This is a genomic window from Paenibacillus wenxiniae (genome assembly GCF_039822605.1).
GTDB lineage: Bacteria > Bacillota > Bacilli > Paenibacillales > Paenibacillaceae > Saccharibacillus > Saccharibacillus wenxiniae.
The window spans coordinates 127587-145202 of sequence record NZ_JBCGUH010000008.1; the positions used below are offsets into that span (position 1 = coordinate 127587).

Consider the following 17616-nt stretch of genomic DNA (forward strand, 5'->3'; position numbering starts at 1 on the left):
GGCATCACCTTCCTTTGCCAATTTTACAAATGATGGTAGAGCGCACGTCCACTAATGCACACATTGTCATCCAGTGTCTCCACTTCGACTTCATCCAGCGTCACCGCCTGATTCATCCGCTCAAAGCCGTCAAACACGAATGTGGACAGCGTACCGCCAATCAGCTTCGGTGCAAAAAAGAGCGTCATCCGGTCAACCAGTCCTGCTTCCAGCATCGCTCCGTTCAGCTTGCCTCCACCTTCCAGCAAAATAGATGAAATCTCAAGTTCACCAAGACGACGCATCGCCAGCTGCAAATCGACATGCTCGCCTTCGCCGCAAACTAGCACCTGTACGTTACGACTTTGGAGTTCCTGAATACGCGCGCGATCCGCTGCTGTCGTCGTGACGACCACAGTCGGTGCCAGCGTCGTATCCAGCAGACGCGCTTCATTTCCAATGCGTAGCTTCGAGTCGATCACAATTCGAATCGGATTCAAACCGGGCACTTCCGTCCGTGTCGTCAGCTCTGGATCATCCGCCAGTGCGGTACCAATACCGACCATAATCGCCTGATGACGATGGCGCATCGCATGTACACGTTCACGTGCAGCTGCATTGGAAATCCATTTACTATCGCCGGTACGAGAAGCGAGTCGTCCATCCAATGTGCTCGCTGTCTTAAGTGTTACGAATGGCATACCTGTCGTAATGTATTTGTTAAATGTCTCATTCAGACGCTCCGAACGCTTCGCCAGCACACCGGTCACCACTTCAATACCATGACTGCGCAGACGCTCAATGCCTGAGCCAGCCACCTGAGGATTCGGATCCACGGCGGCCACAACGACACGTTTTACCCCTTCTGCAATCAATCGATCACTGCATGGAGGGGTCTTGCCATAATGGCTGCACGGTTCTAGCGTGACATAAGCCGTTGCACCTTTCGCTTCCGCACCTGCCATATTCAGCGCGTGCACTTCCGCGTGTCCGGTGCCGCGCTTCAAATGCGCACCCATACCTACAACTCGCCCATCTTTAACAACGACACAGCCGACAACAGGATTAATCTCCGTCTGTCCCTGGGCGCGCTCCGCCATATCTAATGCAAGTGACATATAAAATTCATCGTTTAACAAGTTCATCTTCAAGGCTCCTTCGTATTGTGCAAAATGTGATCTGTAACCTCGTCCACCTGTTCATCGCGTAGGGTATAGTATATGCCCCTATATGCCCCTGAAATGATGCAAGCAGGAAATGAGAGGACAGATCAAGCGGTTTATTTAGTTACCATTTATAACATAGTAACAAAATCACACCTTATGAACAATCCGAAAATACGAAAAACCCCGCAGACCGGCATTATTCCGGTACTACGGGGCATCCTAAACAGATCGAAATATGGATTCAGGTCATATGCAAACGACGACATCAGCAATACATACCGATGCTCCGGCAGACACTGTCATGCAGCTTGATACAAGCTTGCTATTGGGACAAGTCATGACTGTATACAAAGATGCCCAAATAAAGGAATGCAGCCCAATAAGCCACCTCCAATCGGCAATCCTGTATTCATGCCTGTCCAAAACGCATGAATCTCCATACGAACAGCGCCTGCACATACGTCAGACCTGTTCTGTTCCTCTCCCATCCAGACTATACTGTCGGCTCCGGATTCTCACCAGATCCACCGCCAAGCATCATAGATGCATGCCGGGTCACGGACTTAGAGCTTACAGACGACAATGAGTCGTCTGGTATCTCAACACCGCCGGTGGGGAATTTCACCCCGCCCCGAGGATATAAACTTATTCAACTGTAGGTATCACTTACCAATCATCCGCTGCATACTAACATACAGCGTAATGGTGAAATCATATCACCTTGATCATCGAAAATCAACAATTCTTATCCATCATGTTGGAATTGAGCATTGCTGAGCTGCTCCGCCCCCCACTCAGACATCAGTTCCAAAATCGGTGCCAGCGTCTCGCCCACCAGAGTTAACGAATATTCCACGCGTGGCGGAATTTCATTATATTGTTCCCGATGCACAAGTCCGTCCGCTTCCAGTTCCTTGAGCTGTCGACTGAGTGTCCGATGCGCGATTGGCTTCAGTTCATCCCATAGTCGGTTATAGCGGATCACTTTACATTTGTGCAGCTTGTACAAAATCACCCATTTCCATTTCCCTTCAATTTTCGAAATGGTGTAGTAAATGGGACAGTTCCCAAATTTGACATCAAAGTCCATATCGATCCTCCTATGACTAACATAAAGGTTAGTTTATAACCTTTATGTGCATACTTATGCTATGTATGCACAACCTATATACTTGAAATCTAACATTATCCTATCAGGAGGTACAACATGAGAGCAATCATACATACAGGCGGTTCAGGTATAGAACATCTTCAGCAGACAGAGATGCCGGAACGTTTTCCCGGTACAGGTGAGGTGAAAATACGACTGAAAGCAGCTGGATTAAATCATCGCGATTTGTTTCTAATGGCAGCGCGCAATGAGCACGATGTCCCGCTAATTCTCGGATCAGATGGTGCGGGCATGATCGAAGCGGTTGGTGCTGACGTGGATGAGCTGCTAATCGGCACCGAAGTGATCATTAACCCATGCCTGGATTGGGTCAAAACAGATGAAGTGCCTAGCGTTCCGAACATACTTGGTGGCCCTACTTCAGGCACACTCGCCGAATATGTCATTGTGCCGCAAGCAAATGTCGTTCGCAAGCCAGCGTATCTGTCATGGGAAGAAGCCGGTGGACTTTCGCTAGCTGCGCTTACAGCCTATCGTGCCTTGTTCACAAAAGGGCATGTACAGCCGGGCAACCATGTGCTGATTCCGGGCATCAGTGGCGGCGTCGCTACTTTTGCTGCGTTGATGGCATCCGCGATCGGAGCGCACGTTACCGCCACGTCCAGAAATGGAGCGAAACGCGCTCAGGCGCAGCAATTGCCGATTGATCGTGTGCTGGACAGTCATGGCGACTGGGTGCAGGAGATGGGTTCCCATACGATAGATCTCATCTTGGACAGTATCGGTCCAGCAATATTCTCGCAATATTTTGAAGTGATCAAGCCGAATGGAACGATCGTTGTATTCGGAGCCAGCTCCGGTGACGAAATTACGATTCCGATGCGATCGTTATTTTTCCCGCAGATCAACATTGTGGGCACCTCGATGGGAAGTCATGCAGAATTTGCAGCTATGATTGCACTGCTGGAGCAGCATCGTATTCGTCCAGTGATAGATCACGTGTATACGCTATCTGATATCGGTGTTGCCTTCCAACGAATGCAGCAAAGCGAGCAGTTCGGGAATATTGTCATACGTATTGATGAAAATAATTAACTCACTATTGCAGAAATATAAGCACATATACTAAATTGAGCACCTTTGACAAATGAAGCATGATGAATAGACAGTACACGATCGCATGATACGCAGCTCAAGCACGGATACAGGTTCACCAGCCTTACTAATAGACAGCGTAGACAGCACCGGAGCGCATACGACAAATGCTCCGGGCTGTCTGTCTGTGTTGCTGTCTGTCTTTCTCACAATCTTTTCTCATCGTGCGAGCAAGTTAGGATCTCGCTGGCTTAAAAATCATGAAAACAGAAGTCACACCCACCTATGAGCACAAATAACATCAAAAGCTTGGTGCATATCATGTATGGAGACTTTAATTTTGTGTGGACTTTAATATGGACAAATTTAGGGCGTAGGACGGCAACATCGATTTCCAATGATTGGATTTAATATCATTTACGTGTGATTACAGCAGAACTATGACAAAAATAGGGCAAAGATCGCTTAACAGGCGTCTTTGCCCTATTTTTGACCTTACTGACCCTCAAATTGTCCTCTTTCGCCCTAAATCTGTCCGACTTCATCCTATTTTTGTCCATCATGCAACCCTAAATTCGTCCATACCTCATCCTAAAAACGTCTATAACTGACCCTAAAAATGTCCTCTTTTACCCTAAAGTTGTCCACCTTGAAGCTGAAAAAGCTATGATAATACTGACTTTCTGACTCTATAAAACAAGTAAATATTTTAAAACAGGTTAAACAAGAAATGTAAAACAGGAGTAAAACATCACAAGCCGCTCGTTGTTGCTTTCACTCTATGTTTCTACTCATTTATGCTATATAATGGGCTTTATTATTTGTTGTGGAGGAATTGACATGCGCGGCAACAACCTCGTTACGAAATCAAACAACTTGATCGAGACACCATTGAAATTAGGGGTCGTTGAAATGCGGATTGTCATTGTGTTGATCAGTACCCTTTCTCCGCATGACGATGATTTTAAGCCGTATCGATTCAAAATTTCCGAATTTGCCAAAATGATCGGCGTGAAGAACAAAAACATTCATCAGCAAATTAAGGATTATACATACAGCTTGATGTCACAGCCGTTTTATTTGCATGACAATTTGCAGGTGACATGGCTTGCCTCTGCCGAATATTTTCCGGGTGAAGGCGTCGTCGAAGTGGAGTTTTCGCCCAAACTGAAGCCGTATTTGCTGCAATTGAAAGAGAAGTTCACCACGTATCGACTGATCGATATTATTAAGCTGAAAAGCGCGTATGCGATGCGGATTTACGAGTTACTCAAGCAATATGAGCGCATCGGTAGCCGCACGTTTACCGTACAACGGCTGAAAGAACTGCTTGGCATTGAAGATCAATATCCCGTTTATGCCGATTTCAAAAAGCGTGTGCTCGTTAAAGCGCAGCAGGAAATTAATAAGCATACGGATATTTCATTTTCGTTTGAGGAAATGAAAACCGGACGTAAAATTACGGAGATTAAGTTTCTGCTTAGCAGCAAATCTGCTGACTCCAAAACAAGTGTGATCGCAAATGCCGACAAGCCTGCTGGGACTCGCCATCATACCTCTTCCCGACTGCGTCAGCAGCTCAAAGAAGAATTTGGTTTACAGGCAAAAGCGATTGATCAGGTGCTAACGCAATATGATAAGCATTATATTGCCGAAAATTTAGAAGTCGTTCGCAGCGATGCCAAGCGCGGTAAAATCAAAGACATCCCTGCTTATACGATGTCAGCACTAAAAACCGATTATCGCAAAAAGCGCTCTGGTCTGGAAGAAGAACAAATCGCCACACAGCAAGCGAAGCAGATGAGTATTGATCAGATGGAAGCCTATATTCAGGAGCTATCGCAGCAAGTTCGGCTCTATATTGACAATCTGTCGCCTCAACAGATGCAATTGGAGCTGGAAGGGCTAAAATATAGCGTTCGCACGCTAGGTATCGATATTGTAGATGATCAGGTTATCGATCCGCTTAGCGAAAGTGGTAGTTATTTTATCCAGTATATTCAAAAGAAATATTTTAAAGACTATACATTTGAGCTATATTGCCAGCAACAGACGGAGACGGAATGAATGTATAAACAGGATAAGACAATATCATCCCAATGATCGATAGACGATCAAAAGCCAGCAACCTTGATGGATGCTGGCTTTTTGAGCTTTTTGAGCTTTTTGAGCTTTTTGAGCTTTTTGATGTATTTTATGGAGATTGGTTCAATGCCATTTCTAAAGATGGACAAAAATAGGGCGTATCGTTACTAGGGCGATCACTTGATCGATCTAACTCTTTCACAATGACGATAAACAAGCAAAGTTAGCGTATAAAAGCTCACATATTCTATAAATAAAGCATACCGAGCCTATAAAAAGGCATAGAAAGCGTAAAAAGAAACACGATTTAACCCAATCTGCTTTAACTATGACAAAAATAGGGCGTATGCCATAGAGCAAACTTTATCATTACCCTATTTGTGTCCACATTAACCCTACATTTGTCTAACTCTGATATTATACTTTATTCTATAGTTAATTTTCAGTAGTTGATTTGCAGACTAAGAGACGCAAAAAACAGATCTTATGCTGAATCGTCAGCTTATTTTACTTACGCCCATGCTCATCCTATCCATCTACGTCTATATCTATATCTATATCTATATCTTCCATTCGTATTTTCAAATAGAGTCGATCGTAACGTTCGATGAGAAAGATGGACAAAAATAGGGTGCCTTATCGAGCAAGTATTTCTGAATAATTTAGCATCATCTGACATCGTTATATATTTGCCAAAAGCGCCTCAATGAGCAAATACTTTGAACATCTACACATGTACGGTCGTTCTATAAGTAGATATGAATTACAATGTCGACCTATATGAAGTGCAACATGGACAGCATTTTAGCCTTTATCCATCGAACTATGACAAAAATAGGGCGTATACCGTTGAATAAGCATGGTCATTACCCTATTTGTGTCCATATTAACCCTACATTTGTCCAATTATCGATCATGTTTGCACAAAATCAAACTATATACGATGCTGAAACACCCTGATGCTTAACGTCATCAGGGTATTTCGATTGTTCATTACTCTTACTCAAACTCAAACGCTAGTATAAGCTGTCTCGCCATTCACAACCGTCATGCGTACTTTAGCACTAAGCAATTGCTCTGATTCCGTATACACATCACGATCCAACACGGTAAAGTCAGCAGCTTTACCGACGGCAATACGTCCACGCGTCTGTTGTTCGCTAACTGCCGCAGCACTGCCTGCTGTGAACAGGTTTATTGCTTCCGTAATGCTCAAGCGCTCGTCCGGCAAATAACCTGCTACCGGTTCGGATTGATCTGGACGGCGACGCGTAACCGCAGCATGCATGCCGAGTAGCGGATCAAGCGGTTCGATCGGAGCATCGCTACCGCCAGCACAGACAATACCTGCTTGCAGTAGCTTTTTCCAGGCATATAGATATTCTGTTCGTTCTGGGCCAACACGATCCAGCACCCACGGGAAATCGCTAGCCACAAAGCGGGGCTGAATGTCTGCGATCAGCGGCAGATGCTTCATCCGCTCTACTAGTTCTCGATCCAAAACCTGAGCATGGATAAAGCGATCCGGTAAATGACTAATTCCTGTCAACGGATGATTTTCCATCGCTGTAATCGTCATCTGTGCAGCACCATCGCCAATCGCATGGACGGCGATTGGGAAGCCGAGACTACGCGCGCGTGCAGTCAGTTCACCGAGGCAAGCCTCATCATGAATCGCCATACCGAAAGTTGATGGATCATCGGCATAAGGCTGACGTAGTAATGCTGTCCGTCCACCGATAGCACCGTCAGAGAAAATTTTGGCTGCACCGATACGCAGCCACTCATCCCCATCGCCTGCACGCAGTTTGAGCGATTCTGCTTCGTCCAGATGTGTATAATAAATAAGCTGATGACTGCGAAAACGCAAACCTTCCTCATGCAGCTCGCGATGGATACGCAGCATCGTATCGATGTTACCGAGAAAACGCAAATCCTCCGTATGCGCTCCGGTCAAACCGAGACGTAACGCATCCTGACAGGCACGGCGAATCGCATCTTTTTTGGTAGCATAATCCGGCTCAGGCTGAACGCGCACAAACGCTTGATTCGCTTCCTCATATACCCAGCCATTGAACTCACCAGCCGCATCGCGTCCAAATGAACCGGAAGGCGGATCGGGCGTAGTCGCAACAATCCCGGCTCTACGAAATGCTTCACTGTTAGCGAGAAACGCATGAAAACATGTACGGGTCAAATAAATTGGATGCTCGGTAGTAATATCATCCAGCTCACTCCGCAGCGGTGGCACCGCCGGGGTAAATACATTTTCGTTCCAGTTTAAACCCATAATCCACTCTCCGGCTGGTGTGATCGCAACACGCTGCCGAATTAGCTCTAGCATCTCCTGTTTGGAACGTACATTGGAAAAGTCCAGCATCGACAGCTTCATGCCATGCATGGACAGATGCATATGTGAATCGACAAGGCCGGGCAACACATAGCCGCCGTCCCAATCGACGGTTGTGTAACTTTGACCGCTAAGCTGAAGCTTCAGCTCGTCATGGCTGCCGATGGCGCGAATGATCCCCTGTTCAGCATAGATCGCTTCTGTTCCAGCAGGTAAGCCAAGTTCAGGGCGAAAATGTCCGTTTATGTATAATGTTTGTGTCATCTGTATTCTCCTTCGCTCAGTCATCTGGAATAGACGAATTTTCGTTCGGATTCGGATTGTGCTCATGATCATTACCAACAGATCACTATGCTTAGTTTAACATAAGCAGGATTGGCTCAACTACTATCGTACATTTGTGACTGTACAGATCAATGTACTGTGTAATTCTAACATTGCTGTGTATTCTAACATTGCTGCATACGCCTAATACATTGACCAGGTTAAACATTATATTGGATTGTATGATGGCATTTTTGTAAATAAGAATTTAAATCGGATGTAAAGTTAACATTCATCTCGGTCAACGTACTTGACTATACTAATTATTTTCAATGTACAAAGCTATCTTTACTGTACAAAAATACTTTGACTATACAACACAATCTTCAATATATAAAGCTACTTTAGATGCACAAAAGATGCACGAAACGATCTTCAATATACAAAAAACGAAGGCTGCTCCACGCAACCTTCGTTTTTGTTTTACGATGTTTTACGATATATGCACATACGATACATGCGTAAATTCGTGAAATTAAGCTTCTACGACTTCAACGGTTTCCATTTTGTCACGGCCCTGGAATGCATCAACATACTCCATACCTTTTACAACTTTACCAAAAACGGTATGTTGACCGTCCAGATGTGGTTGTGGTTGGTAGCAGATGTAGAACTGGCTACCGCCTGTGTCGCGACCTGCGTGAGCCATAGCGAGTGAACCGCGCTCGTGTTTGTTCGGGTTGATTTCACATTTGATTGTGTAACCCGGACCGCCTGTACCTGTACCATTCGGACAACCGCCCTGTGCTACGAAGCCTGGAATAACACGGTGGAAACTCAGACCGTTATAAAAGCCATCATTAGCCAGCTTTTCAAAGTTTGCTACCGTATTAGGAGCATCTTGATCGAACAAATCGATGACAACCTCGCCACCGTTTGCCAGTTTGATTTTTGCCTGTTTTGTCATAATTACATCGATCTCCTCTCAGCAATGGGCATGATGATCATGCCGGATAGATAAAACTGCGACGAAATGATAAACGAAGTGCTTGCTCTGATAACGTTCGCGCTGTCCTGCCGCTATGCTATTTCTAGCGTCCACTCGCCACCATTCCGGTTATAGGCCCGCATCATAAATACAGGATGCCATGCCCGCAGCAGTACAGCCGTGGCACAGCACCCTATCAGTTTACTATGAAATGTCGGTACCCGTAAAGGGTAAAGGAAATGGTGACACTTAGCGCTGAACCGAAACGCTACTACGCAGACGGGCAGGCACCACATCATTGCGCGTAATATCTTCAAAGCTTTCGCGTTCAACGATCAGATCGCTTTCGCCATCATGCACCAGTACAACCGCTGGACGGCGAATACGATTGTAGTTGCTCGCCATCGAATAATTGTACGCACCTGTGCAAGACACAGCCAACAGATCGCCGGCGATTGGCTCAGCCAGCTCGATATCCCAGATCAGCATATCGCCGCTTTCACAGCATTTGCCAGCTACCGACACAAGCTCGGTCGCTTCATCATCTGCGCGATTCGCCAGCACGGCTTCATAGACAGCATCATACAGCGCAGGACGCGGATTGTCGGTCATACCACCGTCAATAGCAACATATTTGCGTACATTGGGAATATCTTTGCTCGTGCCGATCGTATACAGCGTCGTACCTGCATCCCCTACGATGCTACGTCCTGGCTCAATCCAGATCTGCGGCAATTGTCCTTCCAGACCGGCAAATTGCTGCTTCACCGCATCGGCAATCGCGTGCACGTATTCAGCCGTATCGAGTGGGCTATCTTCCTCCGTATACCGAATACCAAAGCCACCGCCAAGATTGATCACTTTAAAAATAACCCCGATCTCCTGCTGCAATTGACGGGCAAAATCAGCTACACGCTGGGCAGCAACCTGAAAGCCATCCACTTCGAAAATTTGTGAACCGATATGCGAGTGCAAACCAAGTAACTCTACATGTGCCAGCTTGTGCGCCAGCTTTACCGCTTCTTCGGCTGTACCGTTACCGATATCAAAACCGAATTTGGAATCTTCCTGACCGGTAGAAATAAATTCATGGGTATGCGCCTCCACGCCTGGTGTGACGCGCAGTAAAATGCCGGGCTTCAGCCCTTTTTCCGCTGCGATCGCATCGAGCATTTGCATTTCGATAAAGTTATCTACGACAAAGCAGCCGATCTCTGCATCCAGCGCCATCTCAAGCTCATCCGGTGTTTTGTTATTACCGTGAAAATGAATGCGTGCAGACGGGAAACCTGCCTGTAGCGCCGTGTGCAGCTCACCTTCCGAGACGACATCGAGCGATAATCCTTCTTCTTCAACGATGCGGCACATCGCCATCGTACAAAATGCCTTACTCGCATACGCTACCTGAAATTCCATGCCAGTTGCGCGAAAAGCATCCATATAGTCACGACAACGCTGACGGATCAGCTGCTCGTCCATAATGTATAACGGTGTACCGTATTGTTCCTTGAGTTCTACTGTATCACAGCCACCGATTTCCAGATGGCCCTGTTCATTGATTGTGCTCGTTCCATGTAAATACATCGTTGTCCTCCGTTCGTTCTGTCAACTGGATGCAGCGATAGGTCAGGCTAAAGTTAGCCTGATCACTGCGTATTGTGTAATGTATCGTCAGTATAAAATTGTTGGCTGGTGTTCAGAATGGACTATTGTGCTGAACATTTGTATTTTGCACGTTTTGTGCGTTTTATGGTTAGGGTTCTGTCATATTGTAGCATCAAATGGAAGGGTGATGTATGTGGGAGTGTTAACTTGGCATAAAGTTGTGATGGGGGATATGGGAACGGACTCAGTGGAGCCACGCGAATCTTTTGGCATGGGGAAGATATAAAGATTTCTATCCCTCCAAAATCGTGCTTCGCCTCATATCCTTGTCTCCGTTTATGACTTTGTTAAGTGTACAGGGTTAGATGTATGAAGTGTACAACTTTATTTAAAAAAGCCCCATAAGGTAGTATACGATATTCTGATGGAACAGCATCGTATATTACCCTATGGGACGATCAGGCTTTTAAAGCTTCAAAGATAAAATTTTTAGGAGTTCGTCTGAATCCTCGACTACCTACGAACCCGAAATCGACAGCTCGCGCACATGCAGCGATGGCGAAGTACAACTTCCTGTAAAACGGGCATCATTTCCTAATTCAACCACATCGCTTAACAACTCATTAAAATTACCAGACACGGTAATCTGATTCACCGGACGGGCAATCGCACCCTGTTCGATCAAATAGCCAATGCAGCTAAGCGAGAAGTTACCGCTGGTTGGATTGGTACCGGCATGCAGTCCATGCAGCTCTGTAATTAACACGCCGTGCTCGATCCCGGCGATCATTTGCTCCAGACTACGTGTACCGGGTTCCAAATGTAGATTATGATAGGACACACCCAGTTTGCCTTTATAACCACCTCTGGCGGCGTTACCCGTCGTCGTTGTACTTGCTTTGGTAGCTGTTTTGCGATTATGGAGGAATGTGTTCAGCTTCCCCTGCTCGATCAATACGTGACGGCTGGTAGCGACGCCTTCCGCATCGAAGATCGTTGTGCCGGGCACGCGCTCCATAAGCGGATCATCGACGAGCGTAATATTACTACCAGCAATCGTTTGACCTAACTTGCCGACCAGACTGGAAAAACCTTTCTCCACCTGCTCCGCCGAGAAGATCGAGGCATGAGCGGCGAGCAATGAAGATGCCGCATCCTCGCGTAAGATCACAGGCATCATGCCGGACGGCATCGAGGAAGCGCCCAGTTTGGAGACGACTTCATAAGCGGCACGCTCCGCTATACGTTGCGGATCAATCGCTTCAAAGTTACTCAGATCATAATCAAACCAGCCTCCGCTTACCGTCTCACTTTCGGTACCTGCCAGTACGTAGACGCTCATGCTACCAATGCTGTCCTGCTGATGGCAATGCAGACCGCGTGTATTGGCGATCAGTACCTCATGTTCACGTACACTCGCCGAACTCTGACGTACCATTGTGATGCGCTTGTCAGCATGAAGGACGAGCTGCTCCAGCTTTTTCGCTGCATCGATCAGCTTGTCAGGTGGTGTATCCAGTAAACCAGCCGTGTACGTCTGAAGCTGTGGGTATTGATCTGATCCACCGAACAGATCGCTATCATCGTTAGTATCAAGCACTGCCGCATTACCTGCTGCCTCTTCCAGCAAAAAAGCAATGCTGTCCGTTTCAAGCTGCTCGGTAGAAGCATAGCCCATTTGCCCACGAATCAGTCCGCGAAAAGAAATACCGTGCGTTTCGGCAACACGATAGCTATCCACTTCGCCCCCACGCACCGTTACGGCTACGGAACGGCTAGCCGAATAATAGATTTCCATATCGGTATATCCATATTCGCGGCCCTGTTCAAATAGTCGCTCTTGAAATTGCGTAATCTTCATCGCTTACTCCCCCTTTCTACCGCCAACGGTCATTTCAGATACACGCAGCGTAGGTTGACCACAGTTTACCGGCAGACTGCCACTAACCGAGCCACACATCCCTTGCCCATGATCCAGATTGCCACCGACCATATCAATTTTTTGTAATGTATCAATCCCTTTACCGATCAGTGTAGCGCCTTTGATCGGCTCGGCGATTTTACCATTACGAATCATATATGCTTCATTAATAGCGAAGTTAAAATCACTTGTCGCTGTATTGACTGAGCCACCGCCCAGCGAACGGGCATAAATGCCATATTCCGTAGCAGCGATCATCTGCTCGCGCGTAGAATCGCCCTCGCTAATAAATGTATTGTTCATACGCGATGTTGGCGCAAAACGATACGATTGGCGTCTGCCTGAACCGGTTGGTGCCATATTCATACGGCGTGAACCGACACGATCGATCAGATAGCCTTTTAAAATTCCATTTTCGATTAGCACATTACGCTGCGTTTTCATACCTTCATCATCGATATTGAGCGATCCCCATGCATTCGGAATCGTGCCATCATCGATCGCCGTCACGACAGGCGAAGCGATCTGCTGACCGAGTTTACCGGCAAACACCGATGCATTTACACCAACCGCAGTCGCTTCCAGCCCATGACCACACGCTTCGTGGAACAATACGCCACCAAAGCCATTTTCAATCACGACCGGTAATTTACCGCTTGGCGCATAACCGGCTTTGACCATCGTAGCCGCGATACGTGCTGCTTCCGCCGCTTCTGCGCCAATATCCAATCCTTCGATAAACTCCATCCCAGCCAGTGCGCCCGGAGCACGCATACCGGACTGACGCTGATTGCCATCCACAGCGACAGCACTCAGACGAAGACGCGTGTAGGTACGCGTATCTTCTGCCCATAGTCCTTCCGAATTGGCGATCAGCACTTTTTGCTGCCAGCTTAAAATGCCCACCGACGTCTGCTCAATGAGCGGATCACCCTGCTTGAGCGCTTCATGCGCCATACGCATGATGTCGAGCTTGCGCGCATTTTGTGCTGCCGATGGCTGCTGTAGCACCGGATGGCGATTATCTACCTGCAATGGTTCAAAATTCAGCACCGTATCCAGTTTGGAACCGTCAAGCGCTCCTGCTGCTTTGCGTGCTGTGCGAAGGAGATTGTCTTCGCTCAAATCACTTGTGTACGCATAGACAGAAAAGACTCCTTTTAAAATGCGAATCCCAATGCCATAATCACGCCCGGATAACGCCCGTTCCAGTACGCCACCGATCATGCCCAGATCGCGATCAGTACGATCCTCTACGAAAACTTCTGCAAAATCGCCGCCTGTCTCCAGTGCAGCCTGCAATATTCTTTCCACTACGATAGGTTGAAGCATCGGGTTTCCTCCAGTCGTTGTTGCTCAAGCTTGAGCATGTGCAGTCATGATGCTTGCATATGAAATGCTTACTTTTCCTTATATTGTAACATCGAACCGGATCGCATCCTAATCGATGTGTGGTGAACAGCATGTTATGCTTGTTATACGCGATTACAGTTTTACAAACGTTTATAAACTGAATCCAATCGTTATCGCTTATTCGTGTATTTGTTTGTTCGTATCTTAATATAAGCCGTGCGCAGCCTGTGCCCTTACGCTGCTGTTGATGCTGCCTGCTGCTCGTCAGACCGCTTTTCACGGAATACAAAATATAATGCAGCCAGCATCAACACAACGCCAATTAGACGTTTCCAACCAAACGGCACAACCACACTTTCAAACCAGCCAAAATGATCAATTGCCATACTTGCAAGCAATTGTCCGACAATAACGGAAATGACCGCAGATGTCACGCCAATTTTTGGTACAGCGAGCACCATCAACGATAAATAAATGACTCCAAAAATCGCACATAATAACTGCCAGCGTGGTACTTCATGCAAGTTCAACATATTTCCCTGTCCAAAAAAGTTTACGACAATCGTAAGCACAATCGCTCCTGTGAAAAAAGTAAAAAATGCACTCTCAATCGTCCCAATCTGACGACCGAGTGTACCGTTAACCGCCGACTGTACACTAAGTCCAATCCCAGCCAGCAGCGGTAAAATCATCATGATCAAACTCATCGCTATCTCCTCCTATAAAATCAATATAAATGATACAGCCAGCAAGCCGGCGGCAATCAATCGATTGGCATTCAACCGAATCCGCTGTGCGCCAAGCAGTCCAAAATGTTCAATCACCATACTCATCACAATCTGTCCCACGATCACGGCGGTAACCGATACCCCTACCCCGATCAGGGTCACACTAATAACGAGCAATGCGAGATAGACGACACCGAGCAGCCCACCTGTCAAATTCCAGCGTGGTACGGTGAAAATTTGCTTCAAGTTGCCTTTACCAAAAAAGAGCGTTACCAGAAAAGTCGCCATCGCTCCAATAATAAAAATGTAATACGTACTTTCCAGCTCACCGATCCGCTCGCCAAGCGCACCACCAATGGCTGCTTCGATACTGAGCGACATACCTGCAATGATCGCTGCCGCATAAATAAACAGTTTAGTCATCTACTCCACTCCTTTATATTTATATATCGAGAATATTCGATATAGACAAACAAAAAAGAAACTGACCCGGTTAGATTTCCTGGTCCAAATACCGGGCCAACTTCTTAATGTTATCTTCGTTACGTCGATAATACGTCCATTGTCCATAACGCACAGCTTCTAACAAACCCGCCTTTTGCATCATCGATAAATAATGTGACACCGTAGATTGAGACAGATTCACCTTATCCTGAATATCCCCTACACAAACGCCTCCCTTAATGCTAACCTCCCTGGGCAAATGTGCTTGCTGCTTCGGAAAATGCTGCTCCGGTTCTTTCAACCATTGCAAAATTTGCAGACGCGTGCGATTGGATAATGCTTTAAACATATCGATTTCGGTCATGCTTCACAGTGTATATCGAAAAAGATCGATATGTCAAATCGTCTGGAAATTTGCACAACGATTAGAGCCAGAGATCAAGGATTAGAGCTAGAGATCATCAGCGCTTGTTCATTCTCTCATCGATCTGTAGGCTAAAAGATCATACGTCTAAACGGAATCGTTTACTGAATATATCGCTAAATAAATGAAATCGACGACAAATTCTGATACCAAACGTATCGGAATCGTTGTTATACTGTTACAAAGTCTGCTACATATTCATACCTATTCACACCTATGCTCATCACTATTACATACAGGAGGGTTTACTTGAAAACATTTGCGCTTACTGTGCTCGGCTTGCTCCTCATGTTGACTGCGATTCCGCTACATCCTATTTCCGCTGCCAGTCGTTCGATTGTGGATGCTACCGCCACCTATACCTATGAACGAATGACAAAGGATATTGGGACGCTCGCTGCCACCTACCCGGATATCATCACCTACCGCTCGATCGGCAAAACGAAATACGGCCGTGATATCTGGGCAGTGGGTCTCGGAAAGGGCACAGCGACCATTTTTATTAATGGTTCTCATCATGCCAGAGAATGGCTGACGACGACGCTAAATATGACGATGATTGAGCAATACGCTGCTGCCTACACCGCAAATCGCACGTATGAAGGGTATCCTGCACGGACTACTTTGGATAAAACGACGATCTGGTTCGTGCCGATGGTCAATCCGGATGGCGTGACATTGCAGCAATTTGGACTTAGCGCATTTCCAGCCTCTGTACATACCGCACTCATTCGTATGAATGGGGGCAGCACTAATTTCAAGCGCTGGAAAGCGAATCCGCAGGGAATCGATCCGAATCGACAGTACGATTCGTACTGGGCCACACTGGAAGCGAATATCGCCTATCCATTTTGGCGCAATCATAAAGGAACCGCTCCCGTCCAAACGCCGGAAAATCAAGCCCTCGTGCGCTTTACGCGCGAGATTGATCCCGAAATTGCTGTTTCCTATCATTCCGCAGGACGCATCATTTATTGGAGCTTTCACACCCTGCCGGCTAATCTGCCGCGTGACAAACGTCTGGCGAATACGTTTAGCAATCTCACAGGCTACCGCCTAATGCCACAGCGCAGCGATTCATCTGGTGGTGGCTATACCGACTGGTTTATTACTACGTTTAACCGTCCAGCCTTTACACCAGAGATCGGCATCAAGCCAGGCGAAACGAATTTGCCTGTATCTGCATTTCCCGAAGAATGGAGACGCAATAAGAAGATTGGACTATGGCTGGCACAGGAAGGCTATTCGCTATGGAACAAGCGTCATCCTAATCCAGTACAAAATATTAGTGTGCAAATTGACGGACAACCACCGGCTCAGCAAACGAAAGCATTTATGCAAAAAGGGGTAAATTATGTTGCCTATAAGCCGCTACTGGAGCAGTACGGTTTTACCGCATTCTGGGATCAAAGCACACGCACCGTCACTGCCACCTCCAGCGCATCCGGCACCGTTATTTTTACACTCAATCAGGCATATGCACAGGTGAATGGCAAAACGATCACATTATCCGGCAAGCCACTCCTAATCGATGGCATGATCTATGTACCTGCTCGCCTGATCAGTCAGGCGACAGGCGCAGCCCTTGTCGTCGATAGCCGAACCGGACAAATACAGTTCACCAGTCCAGAACCTGTAGCCCCTGTCGTACCGCCAACTGAATCGCAGCAACCGCCGGAAGCGACAACGGCGCCTGTTGATCCGGCTACAGTAGAGGGTGCAGAGCCTTCGACTGTGGAGAATGCTACGTATGGACAGTAAAGAAGGCGTAAGCAAAGTAAACGACGGAATGGACGTAGTCAACCTCCTGCAATCGTGACGCGCCAGCTGTCCAACTGTCATTGATATGTTCCCAACTTGTTGCGCCACAACGGTAATAGAAGCATGATTGATGGAGTACAGCGTGTCATCATTTCAAGCGTGTCATCATTTCAATTGAAGTTACGACTACATGGCAGCTTGTATCTCCATTCAACTTCGATCGGTTTTAAGTTGATGCTATAGGATTGTGCTATAGGATTGGTGCTGTAGGGTCGACCGTATATTTATTTGTAAAGATTATAGTCATCATTTTCTTCGTCCGATAGGGTTCACAGTTACTGC

13 protein-coding genes and 1 riboswitch are annotated in these 17616 nt (G+C 46.7%); of the genes, 3 read left to right on the forward strand and 10 right to left on the reverse strand.

Annotated elements, in window-relative coordinates; translation table 11 throughout:
• Positions 1–23 precede the first annotated feature (23 nt).
• Positions 24–1124 (reverse strand): bifunctional diaminohydroxyphosphoribosylaminopyrimidine deaminase/5-amino-6-(5-phosphoribosylamino)uracil reductase RibD, encoded by a 1101-nt coding sequence (gene ribD, locus AAHF22_RS15725; protein ID WP_347325975.1) that lies wholly within the window; start codon positions 1122–1124, stop codon positions 24–26.
• Between the two features lie 493 nt (positions 1125–1617).
• Positions 1618–1788, reverse strand: a riboswitch (FMN riboswitch).
• Positions 1789–1890: 102 nt separating this feature from the next.
• The gene (locus AAHF22_RS15730; protein ID WP_347325976.1) at positions 1891–2235 is read right to left on the reverse strand and encodes a winged helix-turn-helix transcriptional regulator; all 345 of its coding nucleotides are present in this window, start codon (positions 2233–2235) and stop codon (positions 1891–1893) included.
• Positions 2236–2352: 117 nt separating this feature from the next.
• Here AAHF22_RS15730 and AAHF22_RS15735 point away from each other — a divergent pair, with 117 nt between their 5' ends.
• A complete protein-coding gene (locus AAHF22_RS15735; RefSeq protein WP_347325977.1) occupies positions 2353–3351 on the forward strand; it encodes a quinone oxidoreductase family protein in 999 nt (332 codons plus the stop codon).
• 840 nt (positions 3352–4191) lie between these two features.
• Positions 4192–5418: a replication initiation protein gene (locus tag AAHF22_RS15740; RefSeq protein ID WP_347325978.1), complete on the forward strand. Its 1227-nt coding sequence runs from the start codon at positions 4192–4194 to the stop codon at positions 5416–5418.
• A gap of 1027 nt (positions 5419–6445) precedes the next feature.
• Here the strand turns inward: AAHF22_RS15740 and AAHF22_RS15745 are convergent.
• The 8 genes from AAHF22_RS15745 to AAHF22_RS15780 all read right to left on the reverse strand — a co-directional run bounded on the left by AAHF22_RS15745 (position 6446) and on the right by AAHF22_RS15780 (position 15453).
• Complete coding sequence (locus AAHF22_RS15745; protein WP_347325979.1) at positions 6446–8050, reverse strand: amidohydrolase; 1605 nt, start codon at positions 8048–8050, stop codon at positions 6446–6448.
• A gap of 535 nt (positions 8051–8585) precedes the next feature.
• Positions 8586–9017, reverse strand: a complete 432-nt coding sequence (locus AAHF22_RS15750; protein WP_347325980.1) for a peptidylprolyl isomerase — start codon at positions 9015–9017, stop codon at positions 8586–8588.
• 270 nt (positions 9018–9287) lie between these two features.
• Positions 9288–10622: a diaminopimelate decarboxylase gene (lysA, locus tag AAHF22_RS15755; RefSeq protein WP_347325981.1), complete on the reverse strand. Its 1335-nt coding sequence runs from the start codon at positions 10620–10622 to the stop codon at positions 9288–9290.
• Between the two features lie 538 nt (positions 10623–11160).
• Positions 11161–12504, reverse strand: a complete 1344-nt coding sequence (locus tag AAHF22_RS15760) for a TldD/PmbA family protein (protein WP_347325982.1) — start codon at positions 12502–12504, stop codon at positions 11161–11163.
• Positions 12505–12507: 3 nt separating this feature from the next.
• Positions 12508–13896 carry a TldD/PmbA family protein gene (locus AAHF22_RS15765; RefSeq protein WP_347325983.1) on the reverse strand — a complete coding sequence of 463 codons (1389 nt, stop codon included), beginning with the start codon at positions 13894–13896 and terminating at the stop codon, positions 12508–12510.
• Positions 13897–14150: 254 nt separating this feature from the next.
• The gene (locus AAHF22_RS15770) at positions 14151–14624 is read right to left on the reverse strand and encodes a DMT family transporter (RefSeq protein ID WP_347325984.1); all 474 of its coding nucleotides are present in this window, start codon (positions 14622–14624) and stop codon (positions 14151–14153) included.
• Positions 14625–14636: 12 nt separating this feature from the next.
• On the reverse strand, positions 14637–15068 hold the full coding sequence (locus tag AAHF22_RS15775) for a DMT family transporter (protein WP_347325985.1): 432 nt from the start codon (positions 15066–15068) through the stop codon (positions 14637–14639).
• A 70-nt stretch (positions 15069–15138) separates the two neighbouring features.
• Positions 15139–15453 (reverse strand): ArsR/SmtB family transcription factor, encoded by a 315-nt coding sequence (locus tag AAHF22_RS15780; protein ID WP_347325986.1) that lies wholly within the window; start codon positions 15451–15453, stop codon positions 15139–15141.
• A gap of 309 nt (positions 15454–15762) precedes the next feature.
• On the opposite strand from AAHF22_RS15780, the gene AAHF22_RS15785 reads away from it, so the two are divergent.
• On the forward strand, positions 15763–17274 hold the full coding sequence (locus AAHF22_RS15785; protein ID WP_347325987.1) for a M14 family zinc carboxypeptidase: 1512 nt from the start codon (positions 15763–15765) through the stop codon (positions 17272–17274).
• Positions 17275–17616 lie beyond the last annotated feature (342 nt).